Here is a 24080-nt window from a genome sequence, read left to right on the forward strand (position 1 = left end):
TTATTCTTATGACCGCAGCATAATATTCGAAACGTTGGCGCGATAGCAAGCAATACGCGCCCCTATCAAAACTAAGGGGTTAAGAAATAACCAGATGAAAAGGAAGGGTTAATGATTTAGGCTGGAATGTTATTCTGCGGAAATTTGCCGGATGGCGGCGCTGGCGCGCCTTATCCGGCCTACAAGATCCAATGCGTTTATTGGTTCTGTAGGCCTGATAAGCGCAGCGCCATCAGGCGCAACGGTTAGTTACTACCAAACATATCCTTGATCCACCCCGCCACGCCGTCGCTGTCTTTCTTCTCCTGCTGCGCCGGTTGCTGCTGTTGAGGCTGCTGTTGCTGTGAAGAAGACTGATCGAACGGATTCCCGGTCGGCTGCTGCTGTTGCATCATTTCGCCCTGCTGGCACAGCGCGTCCGGGTCGGTCGTCCAGACCGGCAGCGCTCGCATTCCACCGCTACAGACGAAATTACCGTCGTAATCGACGCCCATATCCACCACATCTTCCGGCGGCGTCAGCGTCAGCGGCGTTGGCGTTTGGTTCGCCAGATAACGCTGATAAATCGACATCGCGCCGCTGGCGCCGTACAGTTTCGTCGGCTGGTTATTATCGCGACCCACCCAGGTAATCGTCACCTGGCTGCCATCAATCCCTGCAAACCAGGTATCGACATTGTTGTTGGTGGTCCCGGTTTTACCCGCCAGATGCAGGCCCGGATACTTCGCGCCCAGCTGACGCCCGGTGCCGCGCTGCACAACCTGCTGCATCGTCCACAACGTCATATACGCCGCCTGCGCCGGAACCGCGCGCTCAGCCTGCGGGAAGCTCTGATACAGCACCGTACCGTCTTCCGCAATCACCGAACGCAATGCTGATAACGGCGCCCGGTTGCCGCCGCTGGCGATGGTCTGGAACGCTTGCGCCACTTCGATTGGCGTCAGGTTCAGCGCCCCCAGCAGCATGGCCGGAACCGGATGCAGCTGATCTTTCGGCACGCCCAGCTTCATCCAGGTATCGGTGACGGCAGGAAGCCCCAGCGCCATCCCCAGATTCACCGTCGGCACGTTCATGGAGCGCGTCAGCGCGTCCACCAGCATCACTTTGCCACTTTCGCTGTAACGACGGTCATCGTTCTGCGGAGACCAGACCTGCCCGTTCGGCTGACGAAGCGCGATCGGCGCGTCGGCAATCCAGGTGTTCAGGCGATACAGCTTCGGCTGGCTTAACGCCGTCAGATAGGTCGCCGGTTTTGCCAGAGAGCCGATAGAACGGCGCGCCTGCATCGCACGGTTGTACCCGGCGAACTGCGGCTCCGCCCCGCCGACCATCGCACGCACCTCGCCGCTGAAGCGGTCTACCACCACAATCGCGGTTTCCAGATCGCTCAGATTACGCTGTTTCTTCAGCGCCGGAATGCCCTCAACGGCCGCTTTTTCAGCCGCATCCTGCGCCACGGAATCAAAAGTGGTGAAGATCTTCACGCCAGAAAGGTCTTTCACTTTGTCGCCGAGCTTCGCCTGCAACTCCTGACGCACCATCTGCATAAAGGCTGGCTGTGGCGAGATCACCCCGCCGCGCGGCTGCACGCCCAGCGGACGCGCGCTCAGCATGTCGTACAACTCCTGGTCGATCACCTGCTGTTGTTGCAGCAGACGCAGTACCAGATTACGACGCTCCAGCGCCAGTTTCGGGTTACGCCACGGGTTGTAGATTGACGCCCCTTTCACCATCCCCACCAGCAGCGCCTGCTGATCGAGACTCAACTCTTCGACCGGGCGGCCAAAGTAGTACAGGCTCGCCAGCGGGAAGCCGCGAATCTCATTATCGCCGCTCTGGCCGAGATAGACTTCGTTCATGTACAGCTCAAGGATCCTGTCCTTGCTGTAGCGCGCATCCATCAGCAGCGCCATGTAAGCTTCGTTCGCTTTACGCCAGTAGGAGCGTTCGCTGGTGAGGAACAGGTTTTTCACCAGCTGTTGCGTCAGCGTACTCGCCCCCTGAACCGTGCGCCCGGCGGTAAGGTTCGCCAGCACCGCACGACCGATGGAATACAGGCTAACGCCATCGTGCTCATAGAAATGACGGTCTTCCGTCGCCAGCAGCGTATCCACCAGCAGATCCGGGAAACCGTTGCGCGGCACGAACAGGCGCTGTTCGCCATTCGGCGAAGAGAGCATGGTGATCAGGCGCGGATCGAGACGGAAGAAACCAAACTGACGGTTGTTATCCATATTCACGATCGTATCCAGATGGCCGCCGTCAAAGGTCAGACGCGCACGCACCTGCCCTTCTTTGCTGTCCGGGAAGTCAAACGGACGGCGGATCATCTCGATGCTGTTCGCCTGCACGGTAAACTCGCCGGGACGCGTCATTTTCGTCACCTGACGGTACTGGGTGGCCTCCAGCAATTTCACCATTTCATTCTTGCTGACGGGCATTTCCGGCTCAAGGTTAACCATCCGGCCATATACCGCCGCAGGAAGCTGCCAGACTTTGCCATCAATACGGCTACGGATTTTTTGATCCAGATAGACACCGTAGATCGCAATCAGCACGACAAAAACAATCGACAGTTTTAGCAGTAGCCAGAGCCAGCCACGCTTGCCACGAGGCTTACGCCCTTTGCCCTTACCGTTACGCGGCATCGGTTCTTCATCCTCATAGTCATCATCATAATCGTCGTCGTACTCTTCATCTCTGAGTCGACGACGGCTTACCTTTTGTTTCACCGGACGCGGTGGTTTCCCTTTGCGTCCAATTGGCTCGCGGTCATTCCCGGCCATGCTTTTTCTCCGCAACATACAGGCGCAAAGGCCCGATTCTCTGTTCTTCCGTCAGTCGACAGAAGAAGAAATCTCTCAATTTTCTGCCATGTTTATGCCGGATGGCGGCTTCGCCTTATCCGGCCTACATTTGAGCGAGCAGGCCTGATAAGCACAGCGCCATCCGGCAGTCATGAATACTTCTTCGTGCGCCGCGTTGGCGCGGTATTCGCCGGATCGTCCGGCCAGACATGTTTGGGATAACGCCCTTTCATCTCTTTTTGTACCTCGCGGTACGCTCCCTGCCAGAACGCGCTTAAATCGCGCGTAATCTGTAGCGGGCGTTGGGCCGGTGAGAGCACCTCCAGCACCAGCGGCACGCGCCCCTGCGCGATAGCAGGCGTATTCGCTTCGCCAAACATCTCCTGCATTCTGACCGCCAGCGCTGGCGGGTTATCTTCGTGATAACGAATGGCTATCCGGCTTCCCGTCGGCACAGTGTAATGCGCGGGCAGCTCACTATCCAGACGTTGCAGCATAGACCAGTCCAGCAGGCCGCGTAACGCCTGGGTAATATTCAGGGCTTTCAGGGCGCGCAGCGTATGAACGCCCGTCATGTGCGGCAGCAGCCAGCTTTCCAGCGTCGCCAGAAGAGAAGCGTCATCAACGGCAGGCCAGTCGTACTCCGGCAACCATTGCGCCGCGCGCAGCAGACGCAGGCGGAACTGTTCAGCCTCCGGCGTCCAGTTGAGCACACTTAGCCCTTTATCGCGAATGCCATTGAGCATCGCCTGGTGCAGTTCCTCTTCCGAAGGCTTAGCCAGCGGCTGAACTTTTACCGTCAGTTGCCCGATACGCATTCGGCGCAGCGCCTTTAATGTTCCCTGCGCGTCGTCCCACTCTACCGTGTCGGACTGCTGCAACAGCGCCGGACACGCCTGAATAAGCGCCTCGATATCCAGCGGTAAAGCCAGCAGAATACGGGCATCCGGCGACGCGCTCCCCTGCAACAGCAACGGTGCGATAAGCCACTCATGGCGACCCAGCGCGTCATCGGCGTCGAGCACCGCGCCCATGCCATTCGCCAGTTGATAGCGCCCTTCCTGACCGCGTCGACGCGCGATACGATCGGCAAACGCCTGCGCAAGCAGCGGCGCCAGCATCGTGCCGTCCACTTCGCCGCCTCGCCCGTTGAGCCGTTTCAGGAGCTGCTGGCTACGCTGCTGCCAGCCCGGTTGCTGGCGCGAAAACGCCACGCAGAGGTCGGTATTGCCCGCGCGCGGCGGCTCCTCCAGAATCGCCGCCAGTTTCGCCGCCGTCGCCTTTTCACTGTCATTACCGGCGCTGACCAGCATCGCCGCCAGACGAGGGTCGTTGCCAAGCCGCGCCATTTTCTGCCCCGTCGCGCTCAGCCGCTCACCATCCAGCGCATTCAGCATCTGCAACAGCCGCCGGGCTGCCTGCACGTTGGCGGCCGGGGGAAGGTCCAGCCAGTTGAGCTGCGCGGGATCGCTGCATCCCCATTGCAGCAGCTCCAGCAACAAACCGGACAGATCGCTTTGTAAAATCTCCGGCTCGCTTTGCGCCGCCGCCCTTTCCGCCTGCTCTTTCGCCAGCAGGTGAACACACACGCCCGGTTCCAGACGCCCGGCGCGTCCGGCTCGCTGCGTCATGGAGGCCTGGCTGACGCGCTGGGTAATCAGCCGCGTCAGGCCGGTTCGCACGTCATAGCGCGCCACGCGCTCCTGCGCGCTGTCCACCACCAGACGGATACCCTCGATGGTTAAACTGGTTTCGGCAATATTGGTCGCCAGCACGACTTTGCGCATCCCGCGCGGCGCAGGCAGTATCGCTTTACGCTGCGCCTCCAGAGACAACGCGCCATACAGCGGGCATAACAGCACATCATCCGCCACGCGCGCGGCCAGGTGTTCCTGTACGCGCAGAATTTCCCCAACGCCCGGTAAAAACAGCAGCAGAGAGCCGGTTTCGTGACGCAGCAAATCTGCCGTGGCGATGGCCACCGCCTCATCAAAACGCAGTTGGGCCGGAAGTGACTGGTAGCGACGCTCAACGGGCCAGGCACGCCCCTCAGACACCACCTGCGGCGCATCAGGAAGGCGCTGTTGCAGCTTCCCGTTGTCCAGCGTCGCAGACATGATCAGCAGTTTCAGATCGTCACGCAGCCCTTGCTGCACGTCCAGCAGCAGGGCCAGCGCCAGATCCGCCTGCAAACTACGCTCATGAAATTCATCAAGGATCACCAGCTCGACGCCGTTCAGCTCGGGATCGCGCTGGATCATTCTTGTCAGCACCCCTTCCGTCACCACTTCAAGCCGCGTCTGCGGGCCAACGCAGCTTTGCGCGCGCATCCGATAACCGACCGTTTCGCCGGGCTTCTCGTTCAGGAGTTCCGCCAGCCGCTGCGCCACATTGCGTGCCGCCAGGCGGCGCGGCTCCAGCAGGATAATTCGCCCCTGAATGCCTTTATGCGTCAGAAACTGCAACGGCAGCCAGGTCGATTTCCCCGCGCCGGTTGGGGCGGTGAGCAAAACCTGGGGCGCGCTTTCAAGCGCGGCAAGTAATTCGGGCAGTACGGCGGCAACGGGCAACGACGTCACAAATGGCTCCAGAGGGTTAACATTCTTCGCGCTGCATTGTAGCATCGCGTTAATTCATAACCGAGTACCCATCATGTCTGAGCCGAAAAGGCTGTTCTTTGCCATTGAATTGCCCGACGAGGTTCGTGAGCAGATCATCGCCTGGCGCGCCGGTCATTTTTCCCCGGACGACGGCAGGCCGGTCGCCGCAGCGAATTTGCACCTGACGCTGGCGTTTTTAGGCGAGGTGAGCGCGAGCAAGCAACAGGCGTTATCACAGCTTGCCGGACGCATCCGTCAGCCGGGCTTTACGCTCAGGCTGGATGACGCGGGCCAGTGGCTACGTTCGCGGGTCGTCTGGCTGGGGATGCGACAGCCGCCGCGCGGGCTGCTGCAACTGGCGAACATGTTACGCGCCCAGGCGGCGCGCAGCGGTTGTTATCAAAGCCCGCAGCCTTTTCATCCGCATATTACGCTGCTGCGCGACGCCAGCCATGCGGTCGCCATTCCAGCGCCGGGTTTTTGCTGGTCGTTTCCGGTCAATGAATTTGCGCTTTATGCCTCGTCGTTCGAACGCGGCCGCACACGTTACACACAACTACAGCGCTGGACGCTTGCCGAATAAAATAGTCTGCAAAAGCAGGCTTTAAGGAAATCACATGCAGTTCTCTCCGCCATTACAGCGTGCCACCTTAATTCAGCGCTACAAACGTTTTTTAGCCGATGTCATTACGCCGGACGGCACGGAATTAACGTTACACTGCCCAAATACCGGTGCGATGACCGGATGCGCCACGCCGGGCGATACCGTCTGGTATTCGACATCAGAAAATACTAAACGCAAATATCCGCACACCTGGGAATTAACGCAAACCCGGACAGGCGCACTTATCTGCGTTAACACCCTATGGGCAAACAGATTAACGAAGGAAGCGATTCAGAATGAGCAGCTTTCAGAACTTTCAGGCTACAGCCTGTTAAAAAGCGAAGTAAAATACGGCGCGGAACGCAGCCGTATTGATTTCATGTTACAGGCAGATTCCCGACCCGACTGCTATATTGAAGTGAAATCGGTCACATTAGCGGAACAAGAGTATGGTTATTTTCCCGATGCCGTCACCTTACGGGGGCAAAAACACCTTCGGGAACTGATGAGCGTAGCGGCTGAAGGCCATCGCGCCGTGGTGTTATTCGCGGTGCTGCATTCAGCCATTACACGGTTTTCACCCGCGCGGCATATCGATGCAAAATATGCGCAACTATTGATTGAAGCACAGCTAAAGGGGGTAGAAATTCTGGTTTATAAAGCCGAACTTTCTGCCGAAGGTATGACTCTAAAAGAACCGTTACCCATGACTTTATAATGGCGTAAACAATCGGTTAATTAGTATTCTGGTCGCGTACGCAAATACGCTTTTCCTCACAGGGTTGTCAAGTGTTACGTTTAGATAATTGCTATCCTGAAAAGCATCTGCTATTTATAGCGACCTGATTTTTCCCCCGACAATGGGGATCGATAGTGCGTGTTAAGGAGAAGCAACATGCAAGAAGGGCAAAACCGTAAAACATCGTCCCTGAGTATTCTCGCCATCGCTGGGGTGGAGCCGTACCAGGAGAAACCGGGCGAAGAGTATATGAACGAAGCCCAGCTGTCGCACTTCAAGCGTATTCTTGAAGCATGGCGTAATCAACTCAGGGATGAAGTCGATCGCACTGTGACTCATATGCAGGACGAAGCGGCTAACTTCCCTGATCCGGTTGACCGTGCCGCGCAGGAAGAAGAATTTAGCCTTGAGCTGCGTAACCGCGACCGTGAGCGCAAACTGATCAAAAAGATCGAGAAAACGCTGAAGAAAGTGGAAGACGAAGATTTTGGCTACTGCGAATCCTGCGGTGTCGAAATTGGTATTCGCCGTCTGGAAGCGCGTCCAACAGCCGATCTGTGCATCGACTGCAAAACGCTGGCTGAGATCCGCGAAAAACAAATGGCGGGCTAATCCCGTCAGACCGTAGAACGCCGGATGGCGCTACGCTTATCCTGCCTGGCAACAATTCGTAGGCCGGATGAGGGGTTTGCGCCGCCATCCGGCAAAATCCGGGCGGGGTTATTTCCCGCCTTATTCTTTTATATTGTCCACCGGTATGACCAACGCACACTATATTGGCCGCTTCGCCCCGTCCCCCTCTGGCGAGCTGCACTTTGGTTCACTGATCGCCGCCCTCGGTAGTTACCTGCGAGCCCGCTCTCAGCATGGGATCTGGCGAGTACGCATTGAAGATATCGATCCCCCTCGTGAAGTTCCCGGTGCCGCAGAGACAATTCTGCGTCAGCTGGAACATTATGGCCTGCACTGGGATGGCGATATATTGTGGCAGTCCCAACGCCATGACGCCTACCGCGACGCGCTCGCCTGGCTGCGCCAGCAGAATTTAAGCTACTACTGCACCTGCCCGCGCGCGCGTATTCAACGCATCGGCGGCGTTTACGACGGCCATTGCCGAACCTTGCAGCATGGGCCGGAAAATGCCGCCGTGCGGATTAAACAGTTCAGTCCGGTGATGCAATTTCATGACGTGCTGCGCGGTGATATCCAGGCCGACCCGCTGCTGGCGCGCGAGGATTTTATTATTCATCGCCGCGATGGTCTGTTCGCCTATAACCTGGCGGTGGTCGTGGACGATCATTTTCAGGGCGTCACGGAAATCGTGCGCGGCGCGGATTTAATCGAACCCACGGTACGGCAAATTTCGTTGTACCAGCAGTTCGGCTGGCGCGCGCCGGACTATATTCATCTGCCGTTGGCGCTCAACGAACAAGGCGCTAAACTTTCCAAACAGAATCATGCCCCAGCCTTGCCGGAGGGCGATCCACGCCCCGTACTCATTGCCGCGTTGCGCTTTCTGGGCCAGAACGCCACGGCGCAATGGCAGGATATGCATACCGACGAATTATTGCAGTATGCGGTGGATAACTGGACGCTTACGACGGTGCCGGAATCGGCAAGTGTAAATCCAGCATTCTCAAATGCGTCTTGCTGAGCTATGATTAGCCGCTATTTTTACGCAGTAACTTGTCCTGATTGATGTTTGACACTACCGAGGTGCACTATTTTTACCCGAGTCGCTAATTTTTGCCGCAAGGTGCTAAACCGCGAGGAGAGCGAGGCCGAGCTTGCCGTCGCCCGTCCACATATGACGGTAATCCCGCGTGAGCAGCACGCTATTTCCCGCAAAGATATCAGTGAAAATGCTCTGAAAGTAATGTACAGGCTCAATAAAGCGGGATATGAGGCCTGGCTGGTTGGCGGCGGCGTGCGCGATCTTCTGCTCGGCAAAAAACCGAAAGATTTCGATGTCACCACCAACGCAACGCCGGATCAGGTGCGGAAGTTGTTCCGTAACTGTCGTCTGGTGGGTCGCCGTTTCCGTCTGGCGCACGTCATGTTCGGCCCGGAGATTATTGAAGTGGCGACATTCCGTGGTCACCATGAAGGCAACGACAGCGACCGCGCCACCTCCCAGCGCGGGCAAAACGGCATGCTGTTGCGCGATAACATCTTCGGCTCCATTGAAGAAGACGCCCAGCGTCGCGACTTCACCATTAACAGCCTCTATTACAGCGTGGCGGATTTCACCGTGCGCGATTACGTCGGCGGTATGCAGGATCTGAAAGACGGCGTGATTCGCCTGATCGGCAACCCTGAAACGCGTTACCGCGAAGATCCGGTGCGAATGCTGCGTGCAGTCCGTTTCGCCGCAAAACTCGATATGCGCATCAGCCCGGAAACCGCAGAGCCGATTCCGCGCCTGGCGACCTTACTCAACGATATTCCGCCCGCGCGTCTGTTTGAAGAGTCCCTGAAGCTTCTGCAAGCGGGATATGGTTTCGAAACCTACAAAAAGCTGCGTGAATACAGCCTGTTCCAGCCCCTGTTCCCCACCATTACGCGTTATTTCACCGAAAACGGCGACAGCGCGATGGAGCGCATCATTGCGCAGGTGCTGAAAAATACCGATAACCGCATTCATAACGACATGCGCGTTAACCCGGCGTTCTTGTTTGCCGCCATGTTCTGGTATCCGCTTCTGGAAATGGCGCAGAAAATCGCTCAGGAGAGCGGCCTGGCCTATTACGACGCCTTTGCGCTGGCCATGAACGAGGTGCTGGACGAAGCGTGCCGTTCGCTGGCGATCCCGAAACGCCTCACCACGTTAACCCGTGATATCTGGCAACTCCAGTTGCGGATGTCCCGCCGCCAGGGCAAACGCGCCTGGAAGCTGCTGGAGCACCCGAAATTCCGCGCCGCATACGATCTGCTGGCGTTGCGCGCCGAGGTGGAAAACAACGCTGAACTGCAACGTCTGGCGCAGTGGTGGGGCGAGTTCCAGGTTTCAGCGCCGCCCGATCAGAAAGGCATGCTGAATGAACTGGATGAAGACCCCGCGCCGCGCCGCCGCCATCGTCGTCCGCGCAAACGCGCGCCACGCCGCGAGGGAACCGCGTGACGGTTGCCTATATCGCGCTCGGCAGCAACTTAGCCTCTCCGCTGGAGCAGGTTAATGCTGCCGTGAAGGCTGTCGGCGACATCCCGGACAGCCGCATTGTTGCCGTTTCCTCGTTTTACCGCACTCCCCCGCTAGGCCCGCAGGATCAGCCCGACTACCTGAACGCCGCCGTTGCGCTGGAAACCCAACTGGCGCCGGAAGAACTGCTCAACCACACGCAGCGTATTGAGTTACAACAGGGCCGCGTTCGCAAAGCCGAACGCTGGGGGCCGCGCACGCTCGATCTCGACATCATGCTGTTTGGTGATAACGTAATAAACACGCCCCGTCTGACGATACCGCACTACGACATGAAAAATCGCGGTTTTATGCTGTGGCCGCTCTTTGAAATCGCCCCCAACCTGGTGTTCCCGGACGGCGTCACGCTGCATCATTACCTCACGCGCCTCGCAGCAGAAAAACCTGCCCACTGGTAAATTGCCCGCCCCTCTTTAGCGTTTACTGCTTTCGGGTTAATCGATTGCTTAAATCCATTGCCCCCATCAATGCTGCTGTTAAAATGCCGGTTAATATGACCTCCACCATCAGGAAACGTTATGAAACCGACGACTATCGCCTTGCTGCAAAAATGTAAGCAAGAGAAAAAGCGCTTCGCGACTATCACCGCCTACGATTACAGCTTTGCCAGACTCTTCGCTGACGAGGGTATCAACGTGATGCTGGTAGGCGACTCGCTGGGCATGACGGTTCAGGGACACGATTCCACCCTGCCTGTTACCGTAGAAGATATCGCTTACCACACGCGTGCGGTGCGCCGTGGCGCGCCTAACTGTCTCCTGCTCTCCGACCTGCCGTTTATGGCCTATGCCACCCCGGAGCAGGCGTTTGAAAACGCCGCCGTGGTGATGCGCGCGGGGGCGAATATGGTCAAAATCGAAGGCGGCGCCTGGCTGGTCGATACGGTAAAAATGCTCACCGAACGCGCGGTGCCGGTGTGCGGCCATCTGGGCCTGACGCCGCAGTCCGTCAATATCTTTGGCGGCTATAAGATCCAGGGGCGCGGCGATGCGGGGCAGATACTGCTGGATGATGCGCTGGCGCTGGAAGCGGCAGGCGCGCAGTTGCTGGTGCTGGAATGCGTACCGGTTGAGCTTGCTAAACGCGTCACCGAAGCGCTCTCCATTCCGGTCATCGGCATTGGCGCAGGCAACGTAACCGACGGTCAGATCCTGGTGATGCACGACGCCTTCGGCATTACCGGCGGCCACATTCCGAAATTTGCTAAAAATTTCCTGGCGGAAGCAGGCGACATGCGCGCCGCCGTGCGGCAGTATATTGCCGAGGTTGAGTCCAGCGTCTATCCGGGCGAAGAACACAGCTTCCATTAATGGGGTGCTTGTAGGCCGGATAAAACGCCCTGCGTCGCCATCCGGCAAAATGCCTGATGGCGCTACGCTTATCAGGCCTACAAACCACGGTCCATCAGGCAACTTAAGGAGTCTTGTTGTGCTAATTATTGAAACCCTGCCGCTGCTGCGACAGCATATTCGCCGCCTGCGCCAGGACGGTAAACGCATTGCGCTGGTACCAACGATGGGCAACCTGCACGATGGTCATATGAAACTGGTTGAGGAAGCGAAAGCGCGCGCTGACGTCGTGGTGGTCAGTATTTTCGTGAACCCAATGCAGTTTGACCGCCCGGACGATCTGGTACGCTACCCACGAACGTTGCAGGAAGATTGCGAAAAGCTGAACAAACGCAAAGTGGATTTCGTGTTCGCGCCGGCGCCAGCGGAAATTTACCCGCAAGGCACCGACGGCCAGACTTACGTTGATGTTCCTGGGCTGTCCACCATGCTGGAAGGCGCCAGCCGTCCGGGTCATTTCCGTGGTGTTTCCACCATCGTCAGCAAACTCTTCAATCTCGTCCAGCCGGACATCGCCTGCTTTGGCGAAAAGGACTTCCAGCAACTGGCTTTAATCCGCAAGATGGTGGCCGATATGGGCTACGACATCGAGATCGTCGGCGTACCGATTATTCGCGCCAAAGATGGTTTAGCGCTGAGTTCGCGTAACGGTTACCTGACCGCCGAACAGCGCAAAATTGCTCCTGGCTTAAATAAGGTGATGAACAGCGTCGCCGAGAAATTGCTGGCGGGTAATCGCGATCAGGAAGAGATGATCGCCGTCGCCGAGCAGGAGCTGAATGAAAAAGGCTTCCGCGCCGATGACATTCAGATTCGCGACGCGGACACGCTGCTGGAACTCACCGATAGCAGCAAACGCGCGGTGATCCTGATGGCGGCATGGCTGGGTCAGGCTCGCCTGATCGACAATCAGTCCGTTACATTAACCCAGTAGACAGGGGTTAAAAATCAGGCAATACTGCCTGAGAATTTCCTCAAAGCAGGCGACGCCTGCTTCGTTATCGCTAAGATTTAAAGGTAGAAGTTATGATTCGCACTATGTTGCAGGGCAAACTCCACCGCGTGAAAGTGACTCAGGCGGACCTGCACTACGAAGGTTCCTGCGCCATTGATCAGGATTTTCTGGACGCAGCCGGTATTCTTGAAAACGAAGCCATTGATATCTGGAACGTGACTAACGGCAAGCGCTTCTCAACCTATGCGATTGCCGCCGAGCGTGGTTCCAGAATCATCTCCGTGAACGGCGCAGCGGCGCACTGCGCTGCGGTGGGCGATATCGTGATCATCGCAAGTTTCGTTACCATGTCAGACGAAGAAGCGCGTCGCTGGCAGCCCAACGTCGCCTATTTTGAAGGCGATAATGAAATGAAGCGCACCGCGAAAGCGATCCCGGTACAGGTTGCCTGATATTTCCCAAATATATTATTATATTAATAAAAGGAGCCGAAAAACTTCAGCTCCTTTTATTTTAAATAATTCTGGCCTTTCTTATCAGGACAACTAATAATATTAGTTGAGGCGTTATCAGAAAATTTAAACAAACGTTCAACAATCCATCGTTATATTTATTTATATCATTAAACTCTTTTCCTCACAAATTCATCAGATGAATAACCAAAAATAAAAACACTTACCTTTCAACGAAATAACCATCAGTTAAGTTTACTTAAACACCATTTAAGTAAAGATAATTACAATTATCAATAAATATTTTCCTATACTCCGCAAAGTTAATGTAATTCCCCGGCCGGCCTTTACGCTTAACAGACGAAGTACTTTTTCTAAAAACGTAAAGTACACTTATTATCTAATACGGATGTTTATCAAAATGGCATTGAAAAAATACGCATTAGCTGCGGCAGTTCTGGCAACTATTTCCAGTTCAGCATTCGCAGCAGACGCAGATCGTGGCACCATCACCTTCCACGGCCTGGTCACCCCGAATACCTGTAACATCACGCTGAAAGATGATCCACTGAGCTCCCAGACAACTAAAGACTTCAACGTCACTCTGCCGACCGTGTCAGTAGAAGACTTCACCCCAGGTACTGCTGCCGACGTTAACAGTACCCTGGGCCAGGCTAAGTTCGCGCTGTCTATTTCCTGTGCGGATACTGAGTTGCAGTCTGCTGATGCGCAGTTTGATTCCTGGGGCGGTTCTTCCGCAAACAACGAAGGCGCACTGGTTCCACCAACTGGCCTGCAAGGTTCAGCAACCAACGTAAGCCTGGTTCTGCACAACGATGGCAACACGAAGACCGATCTGATCAAAATCGATCATCCTAACAACACTCAGTCAACCACGCTGACTGATGGCAAAGGCGAACTGAACTACACCGTCGCTTATATGGGCCCGGCTACTGGCGTAACCAGCGGTTCCGTGCAGGCACAGGTTGCCTTCACCATGAACTACCAATAAGCAACAGGACTGTTGTTCTTCATCCTCTGGCTTAAGCCAGAGGATGTTTTCGTTACATCCAACAGGGAGTGGGTAGCATTATGTTCAGCCTGACGTTAAAAACCGGATTAAAAACCCTCACCGCCGCCATGATCGGCATCGCCTCTTTTCAGGCATGCGCCGACGTGGTTATCTCCGGCACACGCATCGTATATCAACAATCCATGAAAGATGTGATTGTGAACCTGGATAACCGAGGCAAAAACCCGCTGTTACTTCAGATCTGGCTGGATGACGGGAGCCCGAACGTTAACCCGCAGGAATTAAAACTGCCTTTTGTCATTACCCCGCCCATTTCACGCATCGATCCAGGGAAAGGCCAGTCTGTGCGTGTGACATATTTACAGCAGCCGCTGCCGCAGGATCGGGAATCCTTATTCTGGTTTAACGTGCTGGAAATTCCCAAAAAAGCAACGGCGAAAGACGGCGAAAGCCAGAACCAACTGCAACTCGCTTTCCGTACCCGTATTAAGCTATTTTTCCGCCCGGACGGCTTAAAAGGCACCCCAGGTGAGGCGATGAAGCAGGTTAAATGGTCGCAAACGCGCCAGGGCAACACCCTGTCTTTAGTTGGCCGTAACGACTCGCCCTATAACGTTTCACTCTCCAGCGCAACGTTTAAGGTCGGCGCCAAAGAGTATGAAATTGACAGTAAGTCGATTAAGCCGTTCTCCAGCGAAACCATGACGGTTAAAGGATTAACGAATAGCGCCAGCGGAGAAGTGGTGTATATCGCTATCAATGATTTTGGCGGAACGGAAAAACTCACCGCCAACGTTAATTAATAAATTAAAAATATATTTTTTCTTCTTATATAACGGCAACCCGCTTTAATCGACTGGACTTGTTATGATTTTTCGACGATCTCTATTATGTCTCGCCATTAGTGCGGCATTGCCGTTCTCTGTTCATGCGACGGGAAATACGCCTGCACAGTCCTCTGCTCCCGACTCAGAGGAAATGGTAGAGTTTAACGATCAATTCCTGCTGAATATGGGGAGTGCAGTCGATGTAAGCCGTTATGCTCAGGGTAATCCAATATTACCGGGAACCTACCGGGCGAAAATAAGCCTGAACGGTGAAAATAAATCGACGCAAAACATCGAATTTAAAGATAACGGAACGCCACGCGCCACGCCGTGTATTACCGCATTGTTGCTGAAACAAGCGGGCGTTGATAGTAGCGTGCTGGGGAATACTATTTCCGACGATGATACAACCTGTATTGATATCAAAAAATATTATCCCCACTCGTCGGTGAATTTCGATACCTCAAAACTTACCCTGGAATTGACGATGCCGCAGCTTTACGTTCTCAAGCGCCCGGCGGGATATGTCGATCCATCATTATGGGATGCAGGTATTCCGGCGGCGTTGCTGTCGTACAACCTCAACGCCTGGCATAGCGAAAGCGATGGCAATAATTCCGACACGGCTTACGCCGGTCTGCAATATGGGCTGAATTTGGGCGCATGGCGGCTGCGCTCCCGTGGCACCTACAACTGGGATAAAGACAACGGTTCGGATTACTCCAGCCAGGACATTTACCTCCAGCGCGACATTCCGGCGTTAACCGCGCAGGTTGTGGCGGGCGAAACCTACACCAACGGCGATACCTTCGACTCCGTCAGCCTGCGCGGGATGCGCCTGTACAGCGACGATCGCATGCGCCCGGAAGGCCGTACCAACTACTCACCGGTCATTCGTGGCGTCGCTAACAGCAACGCCAAAGTCACCGTCATGCAAAGCGGCAGCAAAATTTATGAAACCACCGTACCGCCAGGCCCGTTTGAACTGAGCGATCTCAGCACCACCGGCTACGGTAACGATCTACAGGTAACTGTAGAAGAGTCTGACGGCAGCAAGAGAACCTTCACGGTTCCTTTTTCCTCGGTTACGCAGATGATGCGTCCGGGAACCTCACGCTGGGAGTTTGGCGCGGGCGAACTGAACGACGATTCGCTGCATGACAGACCGAACATTGGTTACGCCACCTGGTATTACGGTCTCAACAACACCTTTACCGGCTACGCGGGCGTGCAGTACAGCGACATGGATTTTTACGCCGGTTTGCTTGGCGTGGCGATGAACACCGCGATCGGCGCCTTCGCGTTAGACGTCACGCAGTCACATGCACAAATTGACGAGCTGGGAACGCTGACCGGCCAAAGCTATCGCCTGACGTACAGCAAAGTCATCGAAACCACCGACACCTCATTCAATGTGGCGGCATACCGTTTCTCGACGGAAGACTACCTCAGCTTGCGGGACGCCGCCGCGCTGCACGACGACGTGAAATACGGCAGCTATAAGAATCAGTCATATGAGTCCAGCGACGAACTCTATTCTGACTATCAGCGTATGAAAAACCAGTTTCAGATTAGCGTCAGTCAACCGCTGGCGTTCAATGGTGAAAACTACGGCTCGCTCTATGTCACCGGCACCTGGGAAGACTACTGGAATGAGAGTGGTTCCACCTCAAACTACAGCGCAGGTTACAGCAATGACTTCCGCTATGGCAGCTACAGCATCTCGCTCCAGCGTACCTATGATGAAGATGGCGAAAAAGATGACAGCGTTTATCTCAACGTCAGCATTCCGTTAAGCACGTTCTCCAGTGAACGTAAAAATATTGCCGGTTTTAACAACGTCAATATGAGCGCGCGTACGGATATGGAAGGCAGCGCCAACTTTAACAACACCGCCAGCGGTAATACTGAAGACGGTAAGATTAACTACTCCATCAGTACGGCAAGCAATACCGGTGATTATGGCGATTTGAATCAGATCAGCGGTTACGGCTCGTGGAGCAGTCCGTATGGCCCCCTGTCAGTCTCTACCTCTTTTAGCGATGACAGCAGCAAACAATATTCCGCCAACTATAGCGGCGGCATGGTGGTTCACACTGGCGGCCTGACGATGGCACCAGGAACATTAAGTGACACCGGCCCCATCATTCTGGTTCATGCCAGCGGCGCAAAAGGCGCGCAGCTCGGTTACGGCAAAGGTGAAATAGGCCGTTCAGGATACGCGATTATGCCGTATGCCTCGGCTTACCGTGAGAACCGCGTTGGGCTGAATATCAGTTCTCTGGACGCCGACGTCGAGGTCAAAAACACCAGTGAAACCATCGTCCCGCGTGATGGCGCCGTGGTGCTGGTCAACTTCGAAACCGACGAAGGTCGTTCTCTCATCCTTGAACTTCTACGCAACGATAAAGGCTTTATTCCACTCGGCGCAGACGTCCTGACCGATAAAGGCGAGCTGGTCGGCGCCGTCGGTCAGGCCGGGCAGGCTTATGTGCGCGGCGTAGAAGATCAGGGCACCCTGCGAGTTGTCTGGGGTAAAGAAGCAGGTAGCGCCTGTACGGTGAATTATCACATTACCGACAGCGCACAAAAGGCAGGATTAACCACAATCCTGAACAATCAACTCTGTCATATGCAATAAGTTATTTTTCTACAGGGAGTTCCCTTAATGACTTTAAAAAGTAATAAATATCTCCGCAGTTTACCTGTCGCTATGTTAGCGCTGGCGGTGTGTTCATCCGTTCATGCAGACAACGGCGACAGCATCGACATTACCTTCCGAGCCAATATCCGGGACACAACCTGTGATATGACGATTAATGACTCGGACAGTAGCTCCACCATCATCATCGGCGCCGACGGCAAAGTGTCGCTGGGCGATATCATTAAATACCAGACCAGCGAGGCAGCGTCAGGGCCAACGATGGCGCAATTCGCCCTGAAAATTAAAAACTGCCCGGAATCCGTAACCGGAATTAAAGCCTCCATCAGCGGCACGACCTCCGGTTACGACGGCGGTACGCCGAAAACCATCCTCCTCCCCGGTACGGGTGAGACAGGCCCCACCGGGATTGGCCTGAAATTCTCTCGTGTCAGTGCGCCAACCAGCTATTTTGCTATTTTTGCCAACGAAACGGAGACCTCAGATAACGATGCCGAGGTAATTAAATGGAGTCCTGCTGAAATAGACAGCAAACAGGTCGACCTTGTGGCGCGTCTGGTGACGACAAGGATCTCCGGTACAACCCCGGCGGTTGGCGCCTTCCAGGCAACAGCAACCTTTAACTTTAGCTATGAATAATTCCTGCGATATAACGGAGCATCATAATGAAATCTAATTCTCTTTTTCTCGCGCTGGCGGTAGCTGGTGGATTATTCAGCGGCCTGACCCACGCCGCCCCGGTGACAGGCACCAATCAGTTGCAGGCTATCTTTACCACTGAGATCCTCCCTGGCACCTGTAACACCCAGGTGACGGATGCAGATGGCCCGACCAGCACGATTGACTTCGGCGATCTGTATAAGAACGAAGTCGGTACGCGTACCGAATCCTTTAATATCGCACTGACCGAATGCGCGGGCGTGTTAACCACAACCGTGGCGGCTCAGCCAGGGGCGGGCAATACCTGTTCCGGCGACTCCTACGCGACAACAGGCGCCACGAATACCGCCGTCGAGATCTGGGAAACCGCCGCAGACTCAGGCACCCAGTTAGCCTGCCAGACGGGCAACCCTTCGAATGTACTGACGCATTCGTTTGGTTCGAAGAATATGAACCAGAGCTACACCTATCCTCTGGTGGCTCGCTGGGTCGTTGCGAACGGTAAAACAGCCGCTGATATCACAACAGGTGAAGCGACGTCGCTTATCACCTTTTTAGTCACCTACCAGTAATGTAGCCAGCGGGCAACTATGCGACAGACACTATTTTTTATGCGATTTACTTTCGCCCTGCTGGTGGGCCTGGCAGGACTGTGGCCTGTCGTCAGTCAGGCTGACGACAGCGGAATGGACGTCAATTTTAAGGCGAAGATTCTGGCCAATACCTGCCAAGTAAGCCTGGAAAATGGCGGTAATGTCGAGTTGCCAACCGTCACGCGCAGTTGGTTTTACAATACGGACAACAGCGATCGCCTGCGGCCGGAAACGGACGCTGGCGGTACAACGTTTACCATTCAGGTTGTCAACTGCGACGTGCCGCCAGCAGGAAGCGAAGGAAGCCAGCAGCTTCATTTTCGATTTGAACCGCAATTCGGTATAAACCCCGACAACAGCCAGGTATTTATCAATAACGCGGTCAGCGATCAGGCCAGAAATGTCGGTGTGGTTGTTTTTTCCGCCACACACCACACGAACGTATTGAATAGCGATGGCAGTTCCGACGTAGCGTATGACCTTAGCGGGCAAGCGGCACCGCTCTTTCCAGCAGATTATGTGTTTTACGCCCGCTACCAGAACACGGGCGATGTCGGCAACGGACTGGTGACCAGCAATGTAGTGGTCAATGTAACCTATCAGTAAAGGGATTTATGATGAAATTACGCTATTTACTGCCGCTATTATTTTGCGTGCTCTCCATTTTCGCCAAGCAAGCGTTAGCAGACACCGCATGTCATTTTACGACACAGCAGGCCAGTATACCTGCTTTCTGGACTGCCAGAACGCTCATTGGCCCCATCGGAGGCATCGATACGCCGCTCATCATTATGAACCCTCAGTCTATGGAGGGTGATTTCCCTTTATTCCAGGGAGCGGCGCCCATCACATGCGGAGGTAGTGGGAGCAATGCCGTAACGTTGACCGGCCCTACCGACGCCAATTTGTGGGATCAATATACCACTCAGGGGTCAGATGGCCCTACCGGGCTGCTCAAAACCTCGATTCCCGGCATTGTTTACACCTATTCCGTGAGGTGTATCGGGAACTGCCACAACGGCAACAACACTAACGATCTGGATTTAAACCTGCCGCTGCCCGGAGGAACGTCAACCTTCCCAAGCCATGGCGATGCCCCCTGGACGGGGCCTAGCGCAACACGCAACTGGGATATCTTCGTCACGATGTATCAGACGCCAGACTACCACCCCCGAAATGGTCAGACGGACGGGAACGCGCTGCCAGGGAAAATCGGTACTCTGCACATAGGAGATGCCGGGCAAAACGATCTCGACCTTATGATGAGTGGAGCATCGATGGCGTTTTCCGTCATGGAGCCAACCTGCCAGGGGATGGGGATAAATAATGACGAATACGATCGGGACGTGGATTTTGGCGACTTTTACCGTTCCGATTTCGAAAAAACGGGCGAGTCGGTAGAAAAGCCGTTTACGTTTAACTTATTCCGCTGCTCATTGACGACCGTTACCGTCACCCTGACCGGCAATCATGGCGCAGACAATACGATTCTCACCAACTCTTCAGGGAGCGCCGAGGGCGTGGGCGTAAAAATTCGTTCCATTATCAATAACAACACACAAACAATGAAGGTAGACGGTTCGGAGCGTGTCGGTATCACCTACAGCGGAAATCGTGAGTGGTATCATGAATCTATTGGTCTGGATTTCACCGGGCAGTTAATCAAAATCGGTACAATTAAAGCCGGCACTTTTGAAACCGTCGGTACTTTCACCCTCAGCTACGAATAACGTTCCCTGCGGCTGACTGCCTGTCAGCCGCATCATCGCCTCCACGAATTGACCGTCAGTACGCGTACAAATCATGCTTCAGCACAAAAGGCGGATTTTTTTGCTGTTGATGCCAGAGACTGGTGACATCGGGCGCGCCGAGAGAAACAATGGTGTCACGGAACGCCGCGCTGCTCATGGATTCCCGCGCGGCAAGCATTTCTTCAAGCAATGAATACGTCACACCGGCAATCACTTCGCAGCCGGAATGTTTATGGCTCATCAGCGACGCCACACGATAAGGCGCGGCGCCGGACGTGTCCGTTAAAAAGATCACCCCATCGCCGGAATCCGCCTGGTGTAATGCTTCACACATCATACGGCTGAGCATATTGGTACTCAGACCGCGCCAGAAGTTCACCGCCCGGCACTGCGCCAGCGGGCCATGTTTTTCTTCCAGACGATCCTGTAGCTCCTGCGCGCGATCGTCATGACAGGTAATCACCCAACCCAACATAGCCTACCTCCTTAGCAAGCAAGTAGTTTATCAGTGTGATAAATGAGTAAGGGTGATAAACGTCAAAGTCTGCCTCTCCCCCCGGCGGAGGAGAGGAAAAACATTACGTGCGCAAGCCGCGTCCGCGCTGGATTAAGTACCAGCACAGCAGGTAAAACGCCAGGATAAACACGGCCAGCACGCCAAACGTAGTGACCAGCGGTACGTCGTGAATGCCCAGGAAACCATAGCGGAAGCCGCTGATCATGTAGACAATCGGGTTCAGATGCGACAATCCTTGCCAGAACGGCGGTAGCAGCGTCAGGGAATAAAACACCCCGCCCAGGTAAGTGAGCGGCGTCAGCACGAACGTCGGGATCAGGCTGATATCATCAAAGGTCTTCGCAAAGACCGAGTTCAGCAGCCCTGCCAGCGAAAACAGCACCGCCGTCAGCACCAGCGTTAACGCCACGAACACCCAGGAGTGTACCTGGAACGGCACAAAGAACAGCGAAATCACCGTAACCAGAACCCCTACGCACAGCCCGCGCGCCACGCCGCCGCCAATATATCCGACGATAATGACGTGCGTCGGGACAGGCGCCACCAGCAGTTCTTCAATGTTGCGCTGGAATTTGGCGCTAAAGAAGGATGAGGCCACATTGGCATACGCGTTGGTGATCACCGCCATCATGATTAAGCCCGGCACGATAAACTGCATATAGCTAAAACCGTGCATCTCGCCAATGCGTGAGCCAATCAGATTACCGAAGATAATAAAATAGAGCGTCATGGTGATGACCGGCGGCACCAGCGTCTGCACCCAGATACGCATAAAGCGGTTAATCTCTTTCGCCCAGATGCTTTTCAGCGCGACCCAATACAGCTGCATCATCCGCGATCTCCTTTTTTATCATGCACCAGAGAGACAAACAGTTCTTCCAGGCGGTTTGCCTTGTTACGCATACTGAGAACCTGAACGCCCTGGCTGCTCAGTTGCGAAAAGACGCTATTGATGCCCTGTTCCCGCAATACTTCGACCTCCAGCGTCGAGGTATCCACCAGACGGTACTGATAGCCTTCCAGCCTCGGCAGCGGGCTTTTCGCCGCCAGATCGAGAATAAACGTCTCGGATTTCAGCTTAGAGAGCAGATTTTTCATCGAGGTGTTTTCCACCAGCGCGCCGTGCTGAATGATACCGATGTTGCGACACAGCATTTCCGCTTCTTCAAGATAGTGCGTCGTCAGGATAATCGTGGTGCCTTTGTCGTTTAAATCCTTCAAAAAGCCCCACATTGAGCGGCGAAGTTCAATATCCACCCCTGCGGTGGGTTCATCCAGAATCAACAGTTTCGGCTCATGCATCAGCGCCCTGGCTATCATCAAACGGCGCTTCATCCCACCGGAGAGCATACGCGCACGTTCGTTACGTTTTTCCCACAGATCGAGTTGTTTCAGGTACTTTTCGCTGCGCGCAACGGCTTCTTTACGTTCAACGCCGTAGTACCCCGCCTGATTGACGACGATCTGCTGGACGGTTTCAAACGGGTTGAAGTTAAATTCCTGCGGCACCAGGCCAAGCTGGCGTTTGGCGTTGACCACATCTTTTTCAAGGTCGTAACCAAAGACGCAGACGCGCCCGGAGGTTTTGTTAACCAGCGAGCTGATAATGCCAATGGTGGTTGATTTCCCCGCCCCGTTTGGCCCCAGAAGCGCATAAAAATCACCCGCCTCAACCTGCAAATCGATCCCACGGAGCGCCTGAACGCCGCCCGGATACGTTTTTTTAAGTTGCTGAAGTTCCAGTGCAATGGTCATGAATTTTTACTTACCTTACGTTCTTACACTTTATTTACACTCTAAATAATTCGAGTTGCAGGAAGGCGGCAACGCAGTGAATCCCCGGAAGCTTACACCAGTAAGTGACCGGGGTGAGCGAGGAAGCCAACGCACCTGCAACGTGAAGAATGACGAGTATATGGTTTAAATAATCCCGGAGTTGCCCTATATTAGCCCAACGCACTTATTTGGTTACAGGTCGTTAACCTCCATGAAAGACATAGATACACTCATCAGCAACAATGCACTATGGTCAAAAATGCTGGTGGAAGAGGACCCCGGATTTTTTGAGAAACTGGCGCAAGCGCAAAAACCGCGCTTTCTATGGATTGGATGTTCCGACAGCCGCGTTCCCGCAGAACGTTTAACCGGCCTTGAGCCGGGCGAATTATTTGTTCACCGCAATGTTGCCAACCTGGTCATTCACACCGATCTCAACTGCCTCTCCGTGGTGCAGTATGCCGTCGATGTACTGGAAGTTGAACACATTATTATTTGTGGTCACTACGGTTGTGGCGGCGTCCAGGCGGCTGTTGAAAACCCGGAACTGGGGTTAATTAACAACTGGTTGCTGCACATTCGCGATATCTGGTTCAAACATAGCTCATTACTCGGAGAAATGCCGCAGGAGCGTCGAATCGATACCCTGTGCGAGCTGAACGTGATGGAACAGGTATACAACCTGGGCCACTCAACCATCATGCAGTCCGCGTGGAAACGCGGTCAGAAAGTGACGATTCACGGCTGGGCCTACGGTATTCACGACGGCCTGCTACGCGATCTGGAAGTCACGGCGACCAACCGTGAAACGCTGGAACAGCGCTATCGTCGGGGGGTTTCAAACCTCAGCAAAAAGCATATTAACCACAAGTAAACGTGTATTGCCGGGTGGCGGCTACGCCTTACCCGGCCTACATTTCTACGGACATAGTACCTGTAGCGCCATCCGGCACAACGTTCTTACTCGTCCAGCAGCACCACTTTACCAACATACGGCAGATGGCGATAACGCTGAGCATAGTCAATGCCGTAACCCACAACGAACTCATCCGGGATCGAGAAACCGATAAACTCAACCGGGACGTCAACCTCACGGCGAGACGGCTTATCCAGCAGCGTACAAATCGCCAGAGACTTTGGCTCACGCAGGCTCAGGATTTCCCGTACTTTCGACAGCGTATTCCCGGAATCGATAATATCTTCGACAATCAGCACATCCTTGCCACGGATATCTTCATCCAGGTCCTTGAGAATTTTCACATCGCGAGTGGTGGACATGCCGCTACCGTAGCTGGAGGCGGTCATAAAATCGACTTCATGAGACACCTGTACCTCGCGGCACAGATCCGCCATAAACATAAATGAGCCACGCAGCAGACCTACCAGCACCATGTCACTGCCGCTGTCTTTATAACGTTCAGTAATCTGACGACCCAGTTCGGCAATGCGCGCTTTGATCTCCGCTTCGGGGATCATTACTTCTACAGTATGTTTCATATCTCTAACCATATGATTTAAAAACAAATCACTTCATGCCTGCTCTTGATAAGACAGCA

Annotated in this window: 23 protein-coding genes; 17 read left to right on the forward strand and 6 right to left on the reverse strand. The window is 54.6% G+C overall.

The genetic code is table 11. The features are described from left to right. Positions 1–245 precede the first annotated feature (245 nt). Both mrcB and hrpB read right to left on the reverse strand, forming a co-directional pair. The gene (gene mrcB / locus OGV79_RS00255; protein WP_047458846.1) at positions 246–2786 is read right to left on the reverse strand and encodes a bifunctional glycosyl transferase/transpeptidase; all 2541 of its coding nucleotides are present in this window, start codon (positions 2784–2786) and stop codon (positions 246–248) included. 170 nt (positions 2787–2956) lie between these two features. Next, the gene (gene hrpB, locus OGV79_RS00260; RefSeq protein ID WP_286466631.1) at positions 2957–5386 is read right to left on the reverse strand and encodes an ATP-dependent helicase HrpB; all 2430 of its coding nucleotides are present in this window, start codon (positions 5384–5386) and stop codon (positions 2957–2959) included. 73 nt (positions 5387–5459) lie between these two features. On the opposite strand from hrpB, the gene thpR reads away from it, so the two are divergent. From thpR to OGV79_RS00340, 16 genes are all read left to right on the forward strand, one after another. Further along, positions 5460–5990 carry an RNA 2',3'-cyclic phosphodiesterase gene (gene thpR / locus OGV79_RS00265; protein WP_047458852.1) on the forward strand — a complete coding sequence of 177 codons (531 nt, stop codon included), beginning with the start codon at positions 5460–5462 and terminating at the stop codon, positions 5988–5990. Between the two features lie 34 nt (positions 5991–6024). Beyond that, positions 6025–6729 carry a DNA/RNA nuclease SfsA gene (gene sfsA / locus OGV79_RS00270; RefSeq protein WP_012134013.1) on the forward strand — a complete coding sequence of 235 codons (705 nt, stop codon included), beginning with the start codon at positions 6025–6027 and terminating at the stop codon, positions 6727–6729. Positions 6730–6906: 177 nt separating this feature from the next. After that, positions 6907–7362, forward strand: a complete 456-nt coding sequence (dksA, locus tag OGV79_RS00275) for an RNA polymerase-binding protein DksA (protein ID WP_001155232.1) — start codon at positions 6907–6909, stop codon at positions 7360–7362. Positions 7363–7507: 145 nt separating this feature from the next. After that, a complete protein-coding gene (gene gluQRS, locus OGV79_RS00280; RefSeq protein ID WP_012134014.1) occupies positions 7508–8404 on the forward strand; it encodes a tRNA glutamyl-Q(34) synthetase GluQRS in 897 nt (298 codons plus the stop codon). Between the two features lie 69 nt (positions 8405–8473). Continuing rightward, positions 8474–9871: a polynucleotide adenylyltransferase PcnB gene (pcnB, locus tag OGV79_RS00285; protein WP_204267647.1), complete on the forward strand. Its 1398-nt coding sequence runs from the start codon at positions 8474–8476 to the stop codon at positions 9869–9871. Further along, entirely contained in the window at positions 9868–10347 is a 480-nt protein-coding gene (gene folK, locus OGV79_RS00290; RefSeq protein WP_112001173.1) for a 2-amino-4-hydroxy-6-hydroxymethyldihydropteridine diphosphokinase, read from the forward strand. Before pcnB ends, folK begins: the two co-directional genes overlap by 4 nt. A gap of 120 nt (positions 10348–10467) precedes the next feature. After that, the gene (gene panB / locus OGV79_RS00295; protein WP_047458863.1) at positions 10468–11259 is read left to right on the forward strand and encodes a 3-methyl-2-oxobutanoate hydroxymethyltransferase; all 792 of its coding nucleotides are present in this window, start codon (positions 10468–10470) and stop codon (positions 11257–11259) included. A 118-nt stretch (positions 11260–11377) separates the two neighbouring features. After that, on the forward strand, positions 11378–12232 hold the full coding sequence (gene panC, locus OGV79_RS00300; RefSeq protein ID WP_286466634.1) for a pantoate--beta-alanine ligase: 855 nt from the start codon (positions 11378–11380) through the stop codon (positions 12230–12232). 92 nt (positions 12233–12324) lie between these two features. Beyond that, positions 12325–12705, forward strand: coding sequence for an aspartate 1-decarboxylase (panD, locus tag OGV79_RS00305; RefSeq protein ID WP_012134019.1), 381 nt, complete (start codon positions 12325–12327; stop codon positions 12703–12705). A 421-nt stretch (positions 12706–13126) separates the two neighbouring features. Further along, a complete protein-coding gene (locus tag OGV79_RS00310) occupies positions 13127–13717 on the forward strand; it encodes a fimbrial protein (protein ID WP_024130696.1) in 591 nt (196 codons plus the stop codon). Positions 13718–13797: 80 nt separating this feature from the next. Further along, entirely contained in the window at positions 13798–14541 is a 744-nt protein-coding gene (locus tag OGV79_RS00315; protein ID WP_047458866.1) for a fimbrial chaperone, read from the forward strand. 64 nt (positions 14542–14605) lie between these two features. Further along, positions 14606–17206 carry an outer membrane usher protein gene (locus OGV79_RS00320; RefSeq protein WP_047458871.1) on the forward strand — a complete coding sequence of 867 codons (2601 nt, stop codon included), beginning with the start codon at positions 14606–14608 and terminating at the stop codon, positions 17204–17206. A 27-nt stretch (positions 17207–17233) separates the two neighbouring features. Next, positions 17234–17866, forward strand: a complete 633-nt coding sequence (locus OGV79_RS00325; RefSeq protein WP_115181982.1) for a fimbrial protein — start codon at positions 17234–17236, stop codon at positions 17864–17866. 26 nt (positions 17867–17892) lie between these two features. Beyond that, a complete protein-coding gene (locus OGV79_RS00330; protein WP_012134024.1) occupies positions 17893–18459 on the forward strand; it encodes a fimbrial protein in 567 nt (188 codons plus the stop codon). 18 nt (positions 18460–18477) lie between these two features. Continuing rightward, positions 18478–19086 carry a fimbrial-like protein gene (locus tag OGV79_RS00335; protein WP_012134025.1) on the forward strand — a complete coding sequence of 203 codons (609 nt, stop codon included), beginning with the start codon at positions 18478–18480 and terminating at the stop codon, positions 19084–19086. Positions 19087–19094: 8 nt separating this feature from the next. Then, positions 19095–20210 (forward strand): fimbrial protein, encoded by a 1116-nt coding sequence (locus tag OGV79_RS00340; protein ID WP_286466637.1) that lies wholly within the window; start codon positions 19095–19097, stop codon positions 20208–20210. A 55-nt stretch (positions 20211–20265) separates the two neighbouring features. Here OGV79_RS00340 and OGV79_RS00345 read toward each other — a convergent pair whose 3' ends face one another. The 3 genes from OGV79_RS00345 to OGV79_RS00355 form a co-directional block, all read right to left on the reverse strand. Continuing rightward, complete coding sequence (locus tag OGV79_RS00345) at positions 20266–20706, reverse strand: PTS sugar transporter subunit IIA (protein WP_012134027.1); 441 nt, start codon at positions 20704–20706, stop codon at positions 20266–20268. A 103-nt stretch (positions 20707–20809) separates the two neighbouring features. Continuing rightward, the gene (locus OGV79_RS00350) at positions 20810–21580 is read right to left on the reverse strand and encodes an ABC transporter permease (RefSeq protein ID WP_012134028.1); all 771 of its coding nucleotides are present in this window, start codon (positions 21578–21580) and stop codon (positions 20810–20812) included. Beyond that, entirely contained in the window at positions 21577–22503 is a 927-nt protein-coding gene (locus OGV79_RS00355) for an ABC transporter ATP-binding protein (RefSeq protein ID WP_012134029.1), read from the reverse strand. The genes OGV79_RS00350 and OGV79_RS00355 overlap by 4 nt, the downstream gene beginning before the upstream one ends. A gap of 232 nt (positions 22504–22735) precedes the next feature. On the opposite strand from OGV79_RS00355, the gene can reads away from it, so the two are divergent. Continuing rightward, a complete protein-coding gene (can, locus tag OGV79_RS00360; protein ID WP_012134030.1) occupies positions 22736–23398 on the forward strand; it encodes a carbonate dehydratase in 663 nt (220 codons plus the stop codon). An 86-nt stretch (positions 23399–23484) separates the two neighbouring features. Here the strand turns inward: can and hpt are convergent, their stop codons facing one another. Continuing rightward, complete coding sequence (gene hpt / locus OGV79_RS00365; RefSeq protein ID WP_024130701.1) at positions 23485–24021, reverse strand: hypoxanthine phosphoribosyltransferase; 537 nt, start codon at positions 24019–24021, stop codon at positions 23485–23487. Positions 24022–24080: the final 59 nt, after the last annotated feature.

It is taken from the genome of Citrobacter sp. CK185 (genome assembly GCF_030333565.1).
Classification (GTDB): Bacteria; Pseudomonadota; Gammaproteobacteria; order Enterobacterales; family Enterobacteriaceae; genus Citrobacter_B; species Citrobacter_B koseri.

Coding starts and splice junctions, on each gene's coding strand:
- mrcB (WP_047458846.1), bottom strand. CDS start 2,786: ATGGCCGGGAATGACCGCGAGCCAATTGGACGCAAAGGGAAACCACCG.
- panD (WP_012134019.1), top strand. CDS start 12,325: ATGATTCGCACTATGTTGCAGGGCAAACTCCACCGCGTGAAAGTGACT.
- gluQRS (WP_012134014.1), top strand. CDS start 7,508: ATGACCAACGCACACTATATTGGCCGCTTCGCCCCGTCCCCCTCTGGC.
- OGV79_RS00310 (WP_024130696.1), top strand. CDS start 13,127: ATGGCATTGAAAAAATACGCATTAGCTGCGGCAGTTCTGGCAACTATT.
- sfsA (WP_012134013.1), top strand. CDS start 6,025: ATGCAGTTCTCTCCGCCATTACAGCGTGCCACCTTAATTCAGCGCTAC.
- OGV79_RS00350 (WP_012134028.1), bottom strand. CDS start 21,580: ATGATGCAGCTGTATTGGGTCGCGCTGAAAAGCATCTGGGCGAAAGAG.
- OGV79_RS00320 (WP_047458871.1), top strand. CDS start 14,606: ATGATTTTTCGACGATCTCTATTATGTCTCGCCATTAGTGCGGCATTG.
- thpR (WP_047458852.1), top strand. CDS start 5,460: ATGTCTGAGCCGAAAAGGCTGTTCTTTGCCATTGAATTGCCCGACGAG.
- hpt (WP_024130701.1), bottom strand. CDS start 24,021: ATGAAACATACTGTAGAAGTAATGATCCCCGAAGCGGAGATCAAAGCG.
- panB (WP_047458863.1), top strand. CDS start 10,468: ATGAAACCGACGACTATCGCCTTGCTGCAAAAATGTAAGCAAGAGAAA.
- OGV79_RS00315 (WP_047458866.1), top strand. CDS start 13,798: ATGTTCAGCCTGACGTTAAAAACCGGATTAAAAACCCTCACCGCCGCC.
- dksA (WP_001155232.1), top strand. CDS start 6,907: ATGCAAGAAGGGCAAAACCGTAAAACATCGTCCCTGAGTATTCTCGCC.
- OGV79_RS00345 (WP_012134027.1), bottom strand. CDS start 20,706: ATGTTGGGTTGGGTGATTACCTGTCATGACGATCGCGCGCAGGAGCTA.
- OGV79_RS00355 (WP_012134029.1), bottom strand. CDS start 22,503: ATGACCATTGCACTGGAACTTCAGCAACTTAAAAAAACGTATCCGGGC.
- OGV79_RS00340 (WP_286466637.1), top strand. CDS start 19,095: ATGATGAAATTACGCTATTTACTGCCGCTATTATTTTGCGTGCTCTCC.
- OGV79_RS00330 (WP_012134024.1), top strand. CDS start 17,893: ATGAAATCTAATTCTCTTTTTCTCGCGCTGGCGGTAGCTGGTGGATTA.
- can (WP_012134030.1), top strand. CDS start 22,736: ATGAAAGACATAGATACACTCATCAGCAACAATGCACTATGGTCAAAA.
- OGV79_RS00335 (WP_012134025.1), top strand. CDS start 18,478: ATGCGACAGACACTATTTTTTATGCGATTTACTTTCGCCCTGCTGGTG.
- OGV79_RS00325 (WP_115181982.1), top strand. CDS start 17,234: ATGACTTTAAAAAGTAATAAATATCTCCGCAGTTTACCTGTCGCTATG.